Here is a 17,069-nt window from a genome sequence, read left to right as displayed (position 1 = left end):
TCATGAAGCTCGTTATGGGATCATGTCATCATCCAGAGGAGCTAATTCGGGTACCTGATCTTTCAGAACTCTAAAAATACCCCATACGCCAAGCTCAATATCCCATCTTATATTCCCCGAGCGATATAAATAATCGCCAGGTCTGCCTAAAAATCCACCCGCACCGTATAACAGCTGGAAGTCATCCGTGTGTCCTACCGTAATGTGTCCTTGGAAAGATACCGGTTCCGAGTTTACATCATCATCACTTCTCAGCCACTGATGGCCGTGAAGAAGAAACGTGTGCGCCCTAGCTCGATCTGAACTGAATATAAAACGAATGGTAACAGGATCACCCGCGTAGGCTAAGAACAAAGGTGTTGCTGGATCTCCATGTACCTTTGAACTAAACACAAGTGAAATGTCAGGATTCTGAATCAGCCGATTCCTGAATCGTTCAGCCCTGTAATTAAACCCACGTGAACCCTGATCTTCAAAGTCCTCTGTTTCTTCTTCCGCATCTCCACCAATGTTAATTACCGGTTCGGGATCAATAATGAGCCTGCCTTCTTTATTATAAAGCCGCACTCCATCATGCATAATAATGCAAAATTCTCTTGACCTAAACCCGCCGGCGTTAATGATAACCTGACTGCCTGTCGTAACAGGTTCCCCTGTAACATGATGATGATAGGTAGCACCTCTAGGCTCGGTTACAAGCATTCCAAAGGCCCCGTGATGTCTATGATTTCGAATATCGGCCATATCTACCAGCCCAACGGCACCTACTTGCTGATCAATATACCAGTGATACGTAATCTCTTCTCCCGGTGCTATCGTTTGATCCGGGTTAAAGCCAACCGTTGCTCCATCGGAAAAACGAACATCATATTCAAGTAACTGGGTGTGAAGTGAAATTCGTTTGGAAGGTTTATGAATAACATTGACCGGAACTCCCGGGTAGAGCTGATCATCAGGAGGAAACTTCAGGTCATCGAGTTCATTTCTGAGCGTCACCTGTACGACTTCCCCTACATTCCCCCGAATAATGAGCGGTTCTGGGTTAAGAATTCCATTTCGGATATCCTCAGCATCTTCCTGTAAAGCGAAAATTACACTGAACGGATCCTGATCACCAAATTTATTGTAGATAACAGGGGTTTGCAAAGCGACGACTTCATAGCTTCGAATAGGAGCTCCAGGTGGACCTGGTATAAGCTCTTCTCCTCTTGGTTTTGGAGGTTTCCTTCCATTACATTCAGGCAAAGGTTTCGTTCTAGTCTTTGGGATTCTGCGATCAGGTAACGGAATGAGATCAGGAACCCGCTCCTCAAATGTTCGAAGAAGCCCCCAGTTCCCAACCCAGATATCGTCAATCGAACCAAAGTGGTACAGCATATCGAAATCCCCTACTCCTTCAATATCAAACTCAAAGGTAAAGGACTCAGATATCCCAATATGCTGCTGATTGGTAAGATCCGAATCAAGGTCACCGCGTTCTCTTCTCCAGCGCTGGCGATGCAGGTTGAAAGAATGGGATTCCTCATGTGCTCCTTGAAGGAGCCTGATTCGAACTGGATCTCCATTGTAGGTTCGAAGAATGGGTGTTACCGGATCTCCATGTACCCACGAACTAAAAATATAAGCCGGATCCATATCTGGATTTGTCAGTCGGAATTGCAGCGGCTCATTCTTATAATTGATGCCCATGACACCCGGATCGTCGTGAGAACTTGGGAAAGGAGGTGGATTTAAAGGATTACCGTCTTTATCAAATAATAGTGCAAAATCATGAACAATCAGCGTCATTTCTCTGAAATCGGGAATAAAAGGATTCACAATGGTTGCCTGTGTGCCTGAATTAACCTCTTCTCCTGTTTTGGAAGAAAGGAATTTCGAGCCTCTTGCCTGTATATTAATGCCTCCAAATACACCATGAAGCTGATGCTGATTAGCAAATAAATGATCATGGAAGAAGGTAGACTTCAGCTCTACATCAGCAAACCACTGATAGATAATGGTCTGACCCGGCAGTACACCTGAGTCATAATTCCAGCCCACATTTGCTCCATCCGATACGAGTGGATCGAACTTAACAAAGTGAACATGCAGTCCGGCCTCATATGTCCGATTGACAAGTTGGAATGCATTGCCGCCAATCACCTCAGGGAATTTGTTCGTGAACTTTAACCTGATACAATCGCCGGCATTTGCCCTGATTGTTAAAGGTTCCGGTTCTTTACGACCTGAGCATATGTCATCTTCATCTTCTGCCAAAACAAATATTCGTGCCTGCGGATCATGCCAGCCGTTGTTGTTGTACTGGATCGGAAGCTGAATTCCGACAATATCGAACTCGCGCATCGGATTGATCTCTGGGTCGCAAGGATTCACAAATACAGCTCCTGGGACAGCATTGGGTGCAAATTGATTGATCTCAAGCGGGGTAGATGGGCGCCCTCCAACAATGCCAAGCGGTGGCCGAGGTGCTTTTTTACCGATAATGCCCGGAATGAAATTAGGGAATCCTGGTTTATCTTTTGTTGGTTTTGGCGGCACAGGTCTGTCCGGCAATGGCACAAGAGCATCTATCGGTTTGCCGTTTGGATATTTTTCATTTCCATCTTGCAGTGTATTAAAAATACGCTGCATCCCCCACATTCCTTCATCAAAGTGAGGATATAAATGACAGTGAATAATGATGTCTCCAAAAGCGCCTTGCAGACTTCCTGCTCCGTATAAAGGAGAAATTGTATAAGATGTCTGCGGAGAAATGGCCTGAGAATCCTTTATTTCCGATTCTAAATCGGTAATTTCAAATAGCCACTGATGAACATGGTAGTGGAATATGTGCGTTTCTTTCACTCCGCCATGCACCAATCTTATCTTTAAAGGATCGCCGACATACGCTCGTAAAATGGGGGTTGTTGGATCTCCAAACATCCATGAATCATGATGAACCTCTTCCCCTTCCGTTTCCGGAGAAACCACACCTTCCATAATAAGCCGTTGCCGATTTCTCATCGGTTCTGCCCTATAGTTAACAGCATGCGTAGCTTCAGGCTGCAGTGTATGTGGACTGAAAGGGGTATCTCCTGTCAGGTCCTTTACTTCCATCTCATCATGGAACACCCAGGCGTACTCTCTAAAAGAGGGCAGGAAAGGATTATGTACATCCGCATAAACACCCGATTCAATCGGTTGACCCGTAATCGGATCCGTCCATGTTGATCCCTTGGGTTCTACAATGAGTGCACCGAATAGCCCATGTACCTGCGTTCCAAGTTCACTAGATAGGGTATTTCCAAGATCAGTGAAGTAACTAATGCCCTCACGAGACGTATGCCACCCATAAACGATAGAGTCACCAGGCTTCACTGTCGTATTCTTATTAAAGCCGGCAGCCGCTCCATCTGAGGTCATGACGTCATAATCTACATCTTGAATGTGTAACGAAGCTGGGAAATCCAGCTTATTTTCAAACAATACTTCAATTTCATCACCAGCATTAGCCCGAATAATCAGTGGCTGCACTAAATCAACGGTAGTAAAAGGATTCTTCGCGATCTGCTTACGGACCTTGTCTTCATTTTGTTTCAAGACATACATTTTGCCTTCGGGATCATGATCTCCAAAGTCGTTGATGACGATCCGAACCGAAATCGCTACAATATGAAATCGTCTTTTCACGTTTCACCTCTTATAATCGTATTTCAGGAATCGGATGTTGCGGAGTTTCGATAAAATAAACCTGTATATTATCGATGTGTGTACGTAGAACGATGTTATCCAGTTCAGGGACATTGGAAAGCTCTACTTTTATAAATACCGTATCTGATTCCACTTCTGTAATCCTGCCTACATAAAAAAAGGGATACGCTTCTGTCATGACAAGTATGCGATTACCGATATACTCACGAAATTCAGCAATGAGCGCTTCTTGTCTCCTTCTATTTACACTATGTTGTTGAGTTAGTGCCATTTTCGTACCTCCTTAGGAAAGTGTAAGCCTAGCATCCAGATCAAATGGAGCAAAAATTGCGATATTTTCAATTGGAAAACATAACGGTGTAGGAAATAAGAAATTGGGTGCATTGGGCATTTTAATAATTGCAGGATCTAGTCGAATAGAACCTCCTCTGACTTCTACAAGCGTTCCTGTGAAGATCGGTCTGAACGTTTGGCCCAATATGTTAAGCTGTGCGACATCGAGAATGACAATTATATCTTGACTAAGCAAATCCTCGAAGACTGAATTAATATCTGAATTATCGATATAATCTTTGGTTGTTTTAGATGGATTCAAATGAAATTCCCCCTCCTTGGCATCATTGGATTTGTAAAAAGAATCATCCAATTATATTTATGCCGCCAAAGAGGGGAATTATTACCCTATATTTAATTTTGTATACGTATAACCTCGATTTTATCAAAAGGGATGGTCTCTAACTTCTCCCCCTGCTCTTGCCCCGCGATCCGAATAATGACCGCTTGATCCGTCGTATTTACCAATATACCGGTGTGGATTGTTGCTGAATCGGCTTGTTTAATCCTGATTTTCTTTCCTACATCCTGGAGGAGTGCAACACTTAGAGGAATACCATAAAAGCGGTTAAGCAGCTTGACACTGCCCGAGACGACATCCGTGAAATTATACAAGATCTCACAGTTTAGCTTCTCGTTGAAATAAGGATTTTTCTGATGCTGAGGATAATGGTCATCTTGAGCATCCATGGCTACAGATATTAGATGATCAAACATGACATATCGCTTAACGTTTTTCGTCCCGAGCTGAATATAATTCTTTCCTACTTCCCTCAGGATACCGGTTATCGTCTTGAACTTCCCTTGAAAGGAAATTTCCGCTTTCACCTGTTTTCCAATTAAAGAACCAAGTTTCAATTGTAGCTGTCTCGGATTTTCAGGTGTACGTGGATTGCCCAAGGTTTGCAGAATTTGATTTGCTTCCTCTATGCATGCACGCAGTTCAATGAATTCATTTCTTGGTAAGGATGTCGTTGGGGAGCTGATGCCAATTCTCTTTTTTATGTTTTTCACGAATTTATGCCTCCTACTATGGTTTATCGTCAATATATGGGTGTTTGCCTGAAAGGGGCTGGTTGAATGCCTATATAAGCTTTATTTTTTTATATGGGCTATTGCCCCATACGCACTTCCCCAGATGGGCATATAAATGGGGTAAATCGTCAGTCAATGGAGGTAATCATGAAACAGAGCCCTGTTATTTTAAACAAGAAAGTTACCGTCCCACGTAAAACGAAGTTCAAAAGTAATTCTCATGTTCCTTTAAAAAAGAAATGTCATTTGGAAGTCATTAAACATGCGGACGATTGTGCTTGTCACAAGCCAGTGACAAAACATAGATTTCATCGTGATCGGTGCTTTGAGATCATCGACGGTGTGAAACCGTTGATTCAGCTTCGTTTAGCAGGACTAAATCATGGCCTTAACTTCGAGTTATTTCGCCACATCGGCAATGTCGTTGTAATTGAAGTGGTGTCTGGAGAAAAGGTAGAGAAAATTCGCGGTGTATTAAGTCAAGTCGGTACGGACTATGTAGATATTAAAAAAGCAGATGGGAAAGTCGTTACGATTCTGCAGCAGCATATTCATAAAATTGAGTGGTTTGGACGCAAGAAAAAGAATCCCCATCACGGCGGTCATCACGCCGACCATCATGCCGATTATCTAGATGAATATGGTGATGAGCATTATGACGAGAGTTATAATGAGGTTTATGATGAAACGTATGATTTTGAGGAGTAGAAAGGCTGCAGGACCGACAGGTCCTGCTTTTTTTGCGTTTAAATGATAAAAAGTAGAGGGTAGATACTTGCGATAACTTTTACAGATCATACGGAACATGTTCTGAGGCAACTGCCCATATACTGTAGAGTTCGTGCTAACATCCGCATCAAGAAAGGAGCCGTGCGATGCTCTCTTCTTCCCTTGTCGTATTTCCTCCGCGCCGGCCGGTCCCCCTGCTTATGAAGATGCTATCTGTGCTGTCCGAGGAATACACGATCTATTATTTGTCCGAACCTATGCCGCAAGAGGCAGAGCTTATAAAAAAGGATGCTCCTTCAGCAGAGCTGCCTTCCGGTATTCTATTTATGACTCTCTCCGAACTTCATACCGTCTGTACAGAAGATACCATAGCTATTGTTGCTCATCCCTACTGGCTGCATGTCGCTGCCCAAACAGAGGCTCAGCTCATCATGCTCCAATTGGAAGAGGCAGAAGAAGACGCGAGCAGTCTCTTAAGCACTTGTACAGAGCAACTTTTGGCTATATCATCGCTTGTCTGTTCCTGTTCCGAGATGAAGTGTTTGGATGCGACTTTCCGAGGAGTCCCTGCTCTATTTCTTGATGAGGAGCACGAGGAACTGGACCTATCTCTTTTTATACAAGCAATCCATGAAATTACAGAGGATGTTCCTGTCTCAGCCCATGAGATTCAGTGGACTAAACGGAAAGCGCACTATCTTGATAGGAGAAAACAAAACGGACCTCATGAGACATTCTCATTTCTTCTAGCTACATATCACTATTTATTAGGAGAACAAGAAGCACTGCACTATGGAGAAGAAGCCTTTCTGCAGGCGGTGGCAAGCGGACAACAGCAATCTCTGATCTATCATTACCGATTTTTGTCCGCGATTCATGCAAAGCTAGGAAACCTGCAAACGGCAGCGAGTATATACGGTATTACGGCCTTTGGTGAAACCGAGGCAAGACAATACGAGAACATCCTATTCCTTCTGACCCAAGATCAGGAGGCCCTTGCGCGTGCGGAATTACTTCGGCTGAATGATGACTATGGTGCAGCCATATCTATCATTCAGCAGCTACCTGCCGATAATCATAATCGACACCTCCTGTTTCATATGTACCGAGAAACGGGACAATTAGAACTTGCTCTATCACAGGTTCAGTCCTCTGACCTGCTTGCAGCAGAAGACCGGTACCTGTTTCGCTTGTTGTGCGGCAATGTGGAAGCAATACGCGGAGAACGGCATGCAGCCATTCGCCTATTTCTAGAAGCAGCAGCCGAGAAGGAAGAAGCTCTTGTTCATATCGCTGCTCTGGAGGTACTGGATGATAAGGTTCATATTTTATTGAAAGGGAGCTGATTTTTACTCATGTCAGATACTTCTCCCTCTATTTCTAATGTACGTAAACAGGAAGGCAATAAGCTGACCGCCATGCTTCAAGTCCACAATGAAGAACATCGCTACCTGGAAGAAGTACTTACTGACCTCTCTACCTATGTTGATCAAATCGTTATCGTTGATGATGCCAGTACAGATCGTACGGTCGAGATCTGTAAGTCATTTGAAAAGGTAATCAAGCTTGTACAGCTCCCGCAATCCTTGTTTGCAGAAGAATGGAAATTACGTTCTATTCTATGGCAAGCTGCTGCTTCTACTTCTCCCGACTGGCTGCTTGCCGTTGATGCCGATGAATTATATGAGGAGCGGGCCAAGCGAAATATTCGAGGTCTGATTAATCAGAATCGTTATGACTCAGTCAGCTTTCGGCTCTATGATCTTTGGGGCAGCCGCGAGTATTACCGGGAAGACGAATTGTGGCAGGCACATAAAGGAGCAACCATGACACTTGTTCGTTTTTTCAAAGACTACCCCTACTTCTATCCGCAAATGCAGCATCATGTACCACGTCTCCCGCTTACCTGCTCCGCACTCCCTGGGCTTACCACGGACTTACGTATTAAGCATCTGGGCTGGTCGGGCCCCCTGGAAGAACGGGTGGAGAAATATATCCGCTACAAAAAAATGGACCCGGAAGGGCGTTGGGGAAATCCAGCCCAATATGAGTCCATTTTGGATTTGCAGCCGAACCTTCTAGAATGGAAGGAGGAAGATTAATTGTACGTCAGCATTCTCACGCACAGCTTTGCGGACGGATATAACCATGATTTTGAAAGACTATTTGGAGGCGGACTGGAACGGTATATCTACCAGCTCTGTCAGGTTATTCGCTCACTGGGTCATACACCGCAGGTCCATCAATTATCCTATTACGATTCATTTCACCGCCATATTGAAGAGATTGAAGTGTTTGGATATTCTTATGATCCGCAGCGCATACCGGATGCGTTTGAGGAGATGGCTTCTCAGGCGAAAGGTCCGCTTATCTATGCCAGCTGTATTTGGCACCCACTGCGCTATTCCCCGAATAGTCTGGGAATATGTCACGGGATCAATTGGGATCGCCCGAGTATTCCATCTGAAGTGAAACAAGAAGTAGCTCTCTCTATACAGCACGCGTTAGATCATCTGGAGACCATCGTATCTGTAGATTCTCACTTTCTCACCTTTTGCAGAGCCGTCTGTACATTTAATGATCCGCAGAAGATTATGTTGATCCCAAATGCTGTCGATACTCATTATTTCAAACCGCTGGAGTCCGGTATAGAAGAAACAGAACTTGAAGAGCATACCCTGCGCAAAAAAACTAAAAATCGAAGGGTTCATCTTCATCAGTCAGAGGAGGAGTTGGAATCTAGTGACGAGGATCAGCCGGGGCGGGTACGAATTCTTTTTCCCAGAAGAATTAGTCTAGAACGAGGAATCATTCCGATGATGCTGTCCGCTGATTATTTATTAGGTCTCTACCCTGGGTTAGAAATCGAGTTTGCAGGAGAGCGGGTACAGGGAAGTACCGTGGGCAGAGCTTTTGAAATGTGGATGAAACATCATCCCCATAAAGCGCGCATTCTTTCCAAAAGCTATCTTTTTAATGAGATGATAACCGCCTATCATATGGCAGATATCGTGGTCGTTCCTACGATTTTCTCCGAGGGAACTTCCTATGCCTGTCTAGAAGCAATGAGTTGTGGAATTCCTGTTGTAGCAAGCAATGTCGGCGGTCTCAATGATCTGATACAAGATGGTTATAATGGCCTGTTAGTCTCGCCTGAGGAATCCCATATTACAGCTGCCCTGTGCCGCCTTATTGACGATGAAGACCTCCGATTACAGCTTGGTAAGCAGGCAAGGCAAACAGCGCTTAGTTATGATGAGGAAAAGTGGAAATCCGCTTGGAAAAAGGTGCTGATTCCCTTCCTCAGATAAGCATTACGTTGGATCTAGACTACAATAGCACAAGCGGATGTAATCCAGACCTCTTCAGCGAAATGCTGATTACATAGGTAAGAGCATTCCATCCGCAGCGTGCGGTATATGCCTCTGAAGTGGGTATATATTTACCCTGTTGCTCCTGTACAAATGACCTTAGTCTGGTATCAAACGGCGAATCATTGTCCTGCTGAATCCGGGTATGGAGAGCAATCCACAGCATACAGCAGCGACTTCTCACGATTTCATCCGGCTGTTCTCGGTCCCACTCCCGCTCTAGCTCCTTCTCCAGCAAGGAATAGAGCTGCTCTACTATCCAAAGCGGTGCATGAACGAGTGCAACCTTCATCGCCGGCGATAGTGCAGACAGTAGCGCTCCAGGTGAGGAATCACTGCGTAACATAGACGAAAACCCGTACCATGCCCCGATGCGAATGAACATTTCGCAGGCCTCCGCAGCAGAGGAGAAGCGATGTAATTGTGGCTTTTCTAAACGGGTCTGCACACTGCGATGCTGAGATTTCAATGCTGTCTTGCTATATTCTAAGGCCGCTTGGATAATTTCCGTCTGTTCTCGGTGGGCTGGAGACTGCACCCAAGGCTGAAGGTAACGAGCGGCTATGCTGTATTCACCTATCTGTGCTTGCAAAAGTGCTTCTATCCAAGGTTGGGCCAAAAAAGCATCCTGCAGGTAGTCTCTATGTTTTAAAATCCAAGCCGGCTGCTGTAAATCCAGCATGAGATAAAAGACCAGCAGCTGCGCTTTTTTCGGAATTCCTTGTTTCTTCACCCACTCATTCAACTGCTGTATCTGCTTGGTACTGACAAGCAGCGGAAGCCATCTTTGCCATGCCGGCACATAATCCGGGCGGTACGCAAGGGAAACTCGGTAAGATTCACATGCTTTTTGCCACTGACCTTGCCGCTCTAGCAGCACCCCTTTTAAATACGCTGTTCGGTAAGTCCCCGCTCCCGAAACTGAAGTATATTCCCTCGATATACACATACCTTCTAGCACATGAAGAGCCTTTTCATCTTGTCCCTCATCCATGAAGAGTACGGCATAGATCTCCTGTAGATCAGCGAAATTAGGAAAAGCAATCAGTCCCTGCTCAATCTGCTGTAGCGCATCTTTTGCCCGGCCCGTTTCTCGGAGTGCATACATCGTTTTTAAGAACAGATCGGAAGCATATCCTTCCGTTATTGGCAGACTCGCAAGCAGCGGTTCAAAGATAGGAAGCGCCTGCGAATAATTGGCTTGCTGAAAATATTCTGTGCCCAGTGCATAAAGCAGTTCTTTGTTTTTTGAATCCGCTACCAGGGCTTCCTTAATAAGCCGGAGATTGCGCTCGGTTTTGTTTTTCTGTTCAATGATATGAGTGAGATAGCCATAGTGAATAATTTCTAGATCACAGCGCTTTAACTGCTGATGGGCTTTTGCTTGAACTGCGGAAGCAATCTGTTCGTGGATCGAACCACTAAACTTTATTTCCGGATCATTCCGAAACAGCCTGCAGACATAGTCGGTTACCTGCTCATCACCTTGGTGCCCAAGTAAACTTTTGATATGCAGTTCATATCCTGCAGCCGCTTCATCTGCACATAGTGCCCATAATTTTTCTTTCTGTCCATGAGCAAAACATTCATCTGCATCCAGTACGAGAATCCAAGGCCTGGTTGCGAGTTTCAAAGATTCATTTCGTGCAGCTGCAAAATCAGATTGCCATGGATATGAAATGACCTGAGCACCGTATTTTTCTGCTATGGAACAAGTTGCGTCTACCGAGCCTGTATCGAGAATGATGATTTCCGATACAATATCAGCTACGGAAGACAAGCACTGGGAAAGAACCCATTCTTCATCTCTAACAATCATACAAAGTGACACAGGAGAATCTGGATTCATTTCGCGTAAATGCCTCCTCTTATTCTTACTAGTGTCTGGTGTTATCTACCTAAACCCGTTCGGCCATGGAAGTCCGAGCCGAATATGCTGGACTGGACGAGTATTCACATCGTATGGTGCTTGCGCTTGAATCACAGATAAATGCCCGTCTGCTGCTGAGGTCATACTGCTCACATACTTTTGGGTTCCCATTAGAACCGCCTCAGGCATGACTTCTCTGTTCTTTTCTAATGTGTTACGCCAGGCGCCTGTTACACCTACAAACATTTCTCTTTTTCCCGCATGGTCAGCTGCTTCCAGAAGTTCTGCAAAGGAAGTCCAAGTCCCCTCTGTTAAAGGCTTCAATTCTTCATCTTCCCCCTGCTCGATGAGAAGGATGGCATGATCTTTAATGGCCCGCTTTTGTCCTATGGAAGGAGCGATATCTAAACTCCACATGAGCCAATCTTTCTCTTGGTCAGGAAAGTCATCATTTTTGCGCAGAAGAAGAGCTGCATTTTCCCAATCTCCGCACCTCCATAGCGCCATGATCTTACTTACACGGATCGTCTCACGAGGAATGGAAGGCTGATCCCATTGCTTCAAGATCGATAGGACAGCCGAGTAGCATCTGCTATCGTTAAGGATTCGGATTAATTTCCCCATCGCTTCTTGTGACTCGATCCGAAATCGTGCCTCGATAAGCTTTGGCAGTCGTTCCTCCTGCCCGGTAACCTGCAGGATACGGCAGATCCGGTATAACGGTGGAAGCAGACTTGGCTTATACCGAACTGCCTCGACATATGCATCTACGGCTTCTTCAAGTGCTTCTCTTTGTTCCGCATACTGACCGAGCATGAACCATGTTTGGAAGGTGCCGATTCCTTCTTCCGTATGGTACATCTCCGCTGAAGGCCCCATATGAAGCGCTTCTCGAAGGATCTTTTCAGCTTCCTCTGCTCTGCCGAGCGTATTCTGGGTGAAAGCTTGAGCATGCAGCAAATCCGTATATCCGGGATACAGACTACGCCCTTTAGTAATTTTCTCCATTGCCTCTTTCCATTGTCCAAGTGCCTGCAGACATCGCACTTCATATTTAAGAACCAAATGAGCATAACTGACACGTGCGGGATCTAAACCGTTCCATGACTTCTGAAAATACCCTAACGCCTGCTGGACTTCTCCCATTCGTAAGTACTCGACACCCAGATTATAATCATGAAACGGATTCGCTGGATCTTCCTCGATAATTTGCTGCAGCAGCTGCATATTCCGATTCACTTTGTTCTTAGCCGAGACAATCGTCTCGCTGTACCCGTAATGATGAATGATTACATCTGTCATATGAAAATGAGCTTCCGCACATTGACTCACAATGGATTCGGCGATCTGCTCATGAATTCTTCCTTGAAAGCGGTACTCTGGTCGATGCCGAAACATACGAAGTACCGGATTAATCGTGACTCCCCCCGAACCGTTTCCTGTATAATTATGAATTTGTAAAAAGTATCCTTCGACTCCATCTTGCTGTGCCCAGATCGGAAGTTCTTGTACGCCCTGTTCATCTATTCTTTCATCTGCATCAAGAAACAGAATCCAGTCGCCGGTAGCTGCCTCAAGCCCCGCATTTCTTGCGGCTGCAAAATCATGACACCACTTGAAGTGGACAACAGAGGCACCGTAACGTTCTGCCAGCTGAACCGTGTTATCTGTTGAACCTGTATCTACAACGATGATTTCATCAACCGCTCCCTGCACACTTTCAAGGCATGCGGGCAGCATCTGTTCCTCATCTTTTACGATCATGCATAGAGAAATGGTTTGACTCGGCAATTCTCACACCCCTCTCCTTCTTGCCTGACTGTCCCATGATGTTTTCCAGTTCAGGTCATCTAACCTTTGCAGACTGCCCGTGAGCTCGGCAACATCCTGAGCTAAGGTAGAAAATGTGTTTTCCGATGTTTTTGCAGTTTGTGTATTCAGCATCCGTACAGCCGCTTCTTTTGCCAGTTGCAAGCAGCTGGCTGCTGCCCCCATTCTAGCGCGGTTATCATCTCTTGATAACGTGATTGCCTGCTCAAACAAAGCAAGAGACTCTGCGTAATTAGCACGATCATACATATATTCGGCCAGCTGAAACATCCCTTCGAAGAGAAGGTTCCCCTTCGCTAATTGCTCCAGGTACTGCTCTGCCGCCTCCAATCGAAAACCATATTCATATAAAAGATCAGCTGCTGTGCGGGGTAACAATAATCCCGCCTTTTTCAGGAAAAGGAGCAGATCTTTCTGCCCGCTGGCCGCTGCCCGGTTTGCAAGCATTTCTGCTTTTTGCAAAAGAGTCCCTGAATCCAGCTGAGGAAGATCTTCTAGTTCAGTCTGCTGTCTTATGTTCAACAACCGCCGTTCTATCTGCGAATAGAACAAGCTATCTTCATTACAATATCGGTAGAACTCTTGCGGTAATGGCTCTGCGCAGGACCATGAACAAATCGCCCAGTCTAGTACAGCTAAGTCAATTTGCTCTTGCTTGCATGGAGATACGGGCTGATCACTTAAATCCTGACTAATTCCCTTATTCTGTTCTAACAGCAGCTGTGATCGCTGTATCGCTTGTGACTTTCTTTGTGTCTGGATCAGACAGGCACGGGCCCAGCTTTCATCTTCTATCCCAATGGATTGCACCGGCAGAATCGATAGAGCCGCTTCATATGCTCCACATGACATGAGTGCATACGCTGCTTTATGCAGATGTTCAGGGTTTTCCCTGTCGATGATCTCCACCAAAATTTGCTTAACCGAGGAGTCAGCTATCCCTTCTCTTTGCAGTAAATCAGCTAACCCGCTAATCGCTGGCAGATAACCTTGATGTACCTTTATAGCAGACCTGTAGTGATCCTCTGCATAGGATGCTCTCCCCTTGCGTTTATCTATATCTGCCATATGGGTGAGCGGGATATAGCTGTCTGCCCCAGCCTCCGTAACATATGCTACAGCTTGGTTCTTTGAAGAAAGACCGGACTTAACTGCTTTTTCGAAATAAACATAAGCTTGCTCTGCCATCCCGTACTCCTTTTCAACAAGCCCAAGCAGCGTGTGAAGATCAGGGTAGTCTGGGTATTGTCTAATTTCTGCCAGCAACAGATTCCTCGCCTGTTCTAACTCGTGGTTTGCATAGAGCAACTTCCCTAAGTCCCGCACTAGAGTTGCGCGGTACGGAGCATTCACGGGGCAACTGTTTAGTGCCCGTATGAAAGTTTCTCTAGCCTGCTCCCTATCTTCTAACTGGCAGTACGTCACTCCCAGATTATAAAGATGAAACGCATCGTCTGGGTTGAGTAGGAGTGCCTGCTGAATTATTTTCAGGTTGCGCATAGCCGTCTGTTTACTCTTCATGACTGCGGGAAGATACCCGTAATGATTCACTTTCAGCGGACAGATGGAAGGTGGAGAGGTTGTTTTTATCTTTGTCAAAGAACGTTTCATTCCATGCTCCATATTCAGCCCGATCTCACCCAAAGACCCTTTCCCTGCTTGAACGAGTTGTTCATGAATCATCCCTTCGTACCGGTAACCCTCTCTATTACGAAACACGCGTGGTGCAAAATAAAGAATACAATCCTCCGGACCAGATCCCGTCCAGTTCATAAGTTTAATCAGACACTGGCTTCCTTCTTCCTGCTTTAGAAACTCCTTGATCTCTTCTTGCCCAGCTATCACCTGTTCATCTGCATCCAGCACAAGAATCCAATCTGTATTTGCATGGACTAACCCGGCATTACGGGCTTTTGCAAAATTATGTTCCCACGGACTATGAATTACGGTTGCCCCGTACTTCTCTGCTATTTCAACAGAACGATCCGTAGAACCTGTATCGACAATGATCAGCTCATCGGCCATGTTATGAATCTGTTCCAAACATGATTCAAGCCATCTTTCTTCGTTATATACAATCAGGTGAACTCCCAAAGTAGGAATACTCATTGTGAAACTCTCCCCCGGTTACAAAAAAAATACATGGGTCTCTATTGAGACTCCATGTACGTATATGTGTGCAGCGCTTATTATGTGCCTTGTCCGTTGAAATACACACTAATGGTGGCAGGTGTTCCTGGCGTGCTGGATCTATAAGCAAGCCGTGTATATTTGAGGAAACGCTGCGGAACAAGCACATCAACCGATCCTGCAGCAATTCCTGTGACCGTATCCACATCGGTGAACCAGTTCGTTCCATTTGCACTGATCTCCACTCTTGCATCCGCACTGCCTGTCGCTCCTGAGTTATAAACAAAGAAGGAGTAGGTTCCAAACACACTTGTTGTGACTGGAGAGAGAGGGGTGTAAGCATCTGCCGTTGTAATTCCAAGCGTAGGTATTTCCTGGAAGCTTTTCTGTGATATGGATGTAATACTATCTAGTCTCCCGGCTGTAATGGTTGCTCCAAGTACACTTGTGATCGTACCGTTCAGCAAACTCGTTAGCGTTCCTGCCGTGATCGTGGTTCCCAGTACGCTCGTAATTGTTCCTGCGGTAATCGTGGTTCCGAGTATGCTCGTTAGCGTTCCTGCTGTTATTGTTGCTCCGAGTACACTTGTGAGTGTCCCCGCCGTGATTGTTGCCCCGAGCACGCTGGTCAGGGTTCCATCCAATAAGTTCGTCAGTGTTCCCGCCGTAATTGTTGCCCCCAGCACACTCGTCAGGGTTCCTGCCGTAATTGTTGCTCCTAGCACACTCGTTAGTGTCCCCGCCGTGATTGTTGCCCCGAGCACACTCGTCAGGGTTCCATCCAATAAGTTCGTCAGCGTTCCTGCTGTGACTGTGGCTCCCAGCACTCCCGTTATCGTACCTGCGGTGATCGTTGTTCCTAGCACACTCGTTAGTGTTCCCGCCGTAATTGTTGCCCCGAGCACGCTGGTCAGGGTTCCATCCAATAAGTTCGTCAGCGTTCCTGCTGTGACTGTGGCTCCCAGCACTCCCGTTATGGTTCCCGCGGTAATCGTTGTTCCTAGCACGCTCGTCAAGGTTCCCGCTGTAATTGTTGCTCCGAGTACACTTGTGATTGTCCCCGCCGTGATTGTTGCCCCGAGTACACTTGAAATCGTACCGGCTGTAATAGATACGCTTGTGATACTAGGCATGTTACTAATCGTACCATCCAAAATAACACCCACCAGGTTACCCGATGGATCCGTACGAACAGGATGGGATACTTCATCATTGTCCGTGCCATATATCAGCGTCCTTAAATTGTCCGGGTTTAAGTTAAAACTTGAAAAGTTTGGCATCAAGGGCCTCCTCCATAGAACATGATCTACACCGCAGCAGTGCTACGTCATTCTATGCCAGGACCTTGCGAGTAGTAACGGCGCAAGCCTCACTCTTTTTTTTTACGGTAAGGACAACCCAAACCAAATTCATACTATTTCCATATACTAGTTTTGGATAATACTTATCATCCACTGTGTTCTAGCAGCCATACCAGATGAAACTTAGGAACTGAATTCTACGAAAGGAGGAAGATCCATGACCAACTATAATGTATTTAATTCATCCAACCGGCCTTTATATACACAACAAATGAATACTTACGTATCGCCTGGTGTTGAAGCGACTCCTGATGCCGGAGCTGCTGCCGCAGGGAGACTGTTCTCCTTAACAACGGGAAACGTTGCGGTAGCTTCGGGTAGCAGTCTTTTATTACAGGTGGTTAATCCCGCAGGCAGCGGACGTACTCTTTACTTCTCACAAGCGATCGGGGGTACTACATCTGCTGCTTCGCTTATTTTGTACCGGGGAGGTACGTTAACCGGCGGTGTTGGATTAACTCCTATTAACAATCTTTTTGGAAGCCCGATTACTAGTGTAATGACTGCACAGCAGGTGTCAGGTTCCATTACAGGTGGTCCTGTAAGCATCATGAGCATTCCACTAACCTCTGGCGCTTATCATATTCGACTTCCGGGGACAATTATTGTTCCTTCAGGTCAATCCGTAACATTCAGTCTCGGAACCGGTGCACTCACGGGATCCATCAATGTAAGCTGGTGGGAGTTTTAAAATCAAAGTTTGTAAGGAGGGATAATAGT

13 protein-coding genes are annotated in these 17,069 nt (G+C 45.7%); 5 read left to right on the top strand and 8 right to left on the bottom strand.

Going from position 1 to position 17,069, the window contains the following annotated elements:
- Nucleotides 1–12: 12 nt before the first annotated feature.
- The 4 genes from ACWPWY_RS20180 to ACWPWY_RS20165 all read right to left on the bottom strand — a co-directional run bounded on the left by ACWPWY_RS20180 (nucleotide 13) and on the right by ACWPWY_RS20165 (nucleotide 5,037).
- The gene (locus ACWPWY_RS20180) at nucleotides 13–3,669 is read right to left on the bottom strand and encodes a multicopper oxidase domain-containing protein (protein ID WP_454193387.1); all 3,657 of its coding nucleotides are present in this window, start codon (nucleotides 3,667–3,669) and stop codon (nucleotides 13–15) included.
- A gap of 10 nt (nucleotides 3,670–3,679) precedes the next feature.
- On the bottom strand, nucleotides 3,680–3,961 hold the full coding sequence (locus tag ACWPWY_RS20175; RefSeq protein WP_191800801.1) for a hypothetical protein: 282 nt from the start codon (nucleotides 3,959–3,961) through the stop codon (nucleotides 3,680–3,682).
- A 12-nt stretch (nucleotides 3,962–3,973) separates the two neighbouring features.
- Entirely contained in the window at nucleotides 3,974–4,285 is a 312-nt protein-coding gene (locus ACWPWY_RS20170) for a hypothetical protein (RefSeq protein ID WP_454193386.1), read from the bottom strand.
- A gap of 92 nt (nucleotides 4,286–4,377) precedes the next feature.
- Complete coding sequence (locus ACWPWY_RS20165; protein WP_454193385.1) at nucleotides 4,378–5,037, bottom strand: hypothetical protein; 660 nt, start codon at nucleotides 5,035–5,037, stop codon at nucleotides 4,378–4,380.
- Between the two features lie 168 nt (nucleotides 5,038–5,205).
- Between ACWPWY_RS20165 and ACWPWY_RS20160 the strand changes: the two genes are divergently transcribed.
- From ACWPWY_RS20160 to ACWPWY_RS20145, 4 genes are all read left to right on the top strand, one after another.
- Nucleotides 5,206–5,766, top strand: coding sequence for a hypothetical protein (locus ACWPWY_RS20160; RefSeq protein ID WP_454193384.1), 561 nt, complete (start codon nucleotides 5,206–5,208; stop codon nucleotides 5,764–5,766).
- Nucleotides 5,767–5,933: 167 nt separating this feature from the next.
- Nucleotides 5,934–7,133 carry a hypothetical protein gene (locus tag ACWPWY_RS20155; RefSeq protein ID WP_454193383.1) on the top strand — a complete coding sequence of 400 codons (1,200 nt, stop codon included), beginning with the start codon at nucleotides 5,934–5,936 and terminating at the stop codon, nucleotides 7,131–7,133.
- A gap of 9 nt (nucleotides 7,134–7,142) precedes the next feature.
- Nucleotides 7,143–7,889 carry a glycosyltransferase gene (locus tag ACWPWY_RS20150; protein ID WP_454193382.1) on the top strand — a complete coding sequence of 249 codons (747 nt, stop codon included), beginning with the start codon at nucleotides 7,143–7,145 and terminating at the stop codon, nucleotides 7,887–7,889.
- Entirely contained in the window at nucleotides 7,890–9,098 is a 1,209-nt protein-coding gene (locus ACWPWY_RS20145; protein WP_454193381.1) for a glycosyltransferase family 4 protein, read from the top strand.
- Nucleotides 9,099–9,117: 19 nt separating this feature from the next.
- Here ACWPWY_RS20145 and ACWPWY_RS20140 read toward each other — a convergent pair whose 3' ends face one another.
- From ACWPWY_RS20140 to ACWPWY_RS20125, 4 genes are all read right to left on the bottom strand, one after another.
- On the bottom strand, nucleotides 9,118–11,007 hold the full coding sequence (locus ACWPWY_RS20140; RefSeq protein ID WP_454193380.1) for a tetratricopeptide repeat-containing glycosyltransferase family 2 protein: 1,890 nt from the start codon (nucleotides 11,005–11,007) through the stop codon (nucleotides 9,118–9,120).
- Nucleotides 11,008–11,052: 45 nt separating this feature from the next.
- Nucleotides 11,053–12,819, bottom strand: a complete 1,767-nt coding sequence (locus tag ACWPWY_RS20135; protein ID WP_454193379.1) for a tetratricopeptide repeat-containing glycosyltransferase family 2 protein — start codon at nucleotides 12,817–12,819, stop codon at nucleotides 11,053–11,055.
- 3 nt (nucleotides 12,820–12,822) lie between these two features.
- A complete protein-coding gene (locus ACWPWY_RS20130) occupies nucleotides 12,823–14,967 on the bottom strand; it encodes a glycosyltransferase (RefSeq protein WP_454193378.1) in 2,145 nt (714 codons plus the stop codon).
- 80 nt (nucleotides 14,968–15,047) lie between these two features.
- Nucleotides 15,048–16,268 (bottom strand): DUF6385 domain-containing protein, encoded by a 1,221-nt coding sequence (locus ACWPWY_RS20125; RefSeq protein WP_454193377.1) that lies wholly within the window; start codon nucleotides 16,266–16,268, stop codon nucleotides 15,048–15,050.
- Between the two features lie 238 nt (nucleotides 16,269–16,506).
- Between ACWPWY_RS20125 and ACWPWY_RS20120 the strand changes: the two genes are divergently transcribed.
- Complete coding sequence (locus tag ACWPWY_RS20120; RefSeq protein WP_191802675.1) at nucleotides 16,507–17,040, top strand: hypothetical protein; 534 nt, start codon at nucleotides 16,507–16,509, stop codon at nucleotides 17,038–17,040.
- Nucleotides 17,041–17,069: the final 29 nt, after the last annotated feature.

The sequence above is a fragment of the Paenibacillus sp. Marseille-Q7038 genome (genome assembly GCF_965111595.1).
Note: the sequence above shows the minus strand (reverse complement) of the source record. Positions and strands in the feature narration are given on the sequence as shown.

What these genes read in the sequence shown, in the direction of transcription:
- ACWPWY_RS20120 (WP_191802675.1), top strand. Translation starts at nt 16,507, where the DNA reads ATGACCAACTATAATGTATTTAATTCATCCAACCGGCCTTTATATACA.
- ACWPWY_RS20155 (WP_454193383.1), top strand. Translation starts at nt 5,934, where the DNA reads ATGCTCTCTTCTTCCCTTGTCGTATTTCCTCCGCGCCGGCCGGTCCCC.
- ACWPWY_RS20140 (WP_454193380.1), bottom strand. Translation starts at nt 11,007, where the DNA reads ATGAATCCAGATTCTCCTGTGTCACTTTGTATGATTGTTAGAGATGAA.
- ACWPWY_RS20125 (WP_454193377.1), bottom strand. Translation starts at nt 16,268, where the DNA reads ATGCCAAACTTTTCAAGTTTTAACTTAAACCCGGACAATTTAAGGACG.
- ACWPWY_RS20160 (WP_454193384.1), top strand. Translation starts at nt 5,206, where the DNA reads ATGAAACAGAGCCCTGTTATTTTAAACAAGAAAGTTACCGTCCCACGT.
- ACWPWY_RS20130 (WP_454193378.1), bottom strand. Translation starts at nt 14,967, where the DNA reads ATGAGTATTCCTACTTTGGGAGTTCACCTGATTGTATATAACGAAGAA.
- ACWPWY_RS20175 (WP_191800801.1), bottom strand. Translation starts at nt 3,961, where the DNA reads ATGGCACTAACTCAACAACATAGTGTAAATAGAAGGAGACAAGAAGCG.
- ACWPWY_RS20150 (WP_454193382.1), top strand. Translation starts at nt 7,143, where the DNA reads ATGTCAGATACTTCTCCCTCTATTTCTAATGTACGTAAACAGGAAGGC.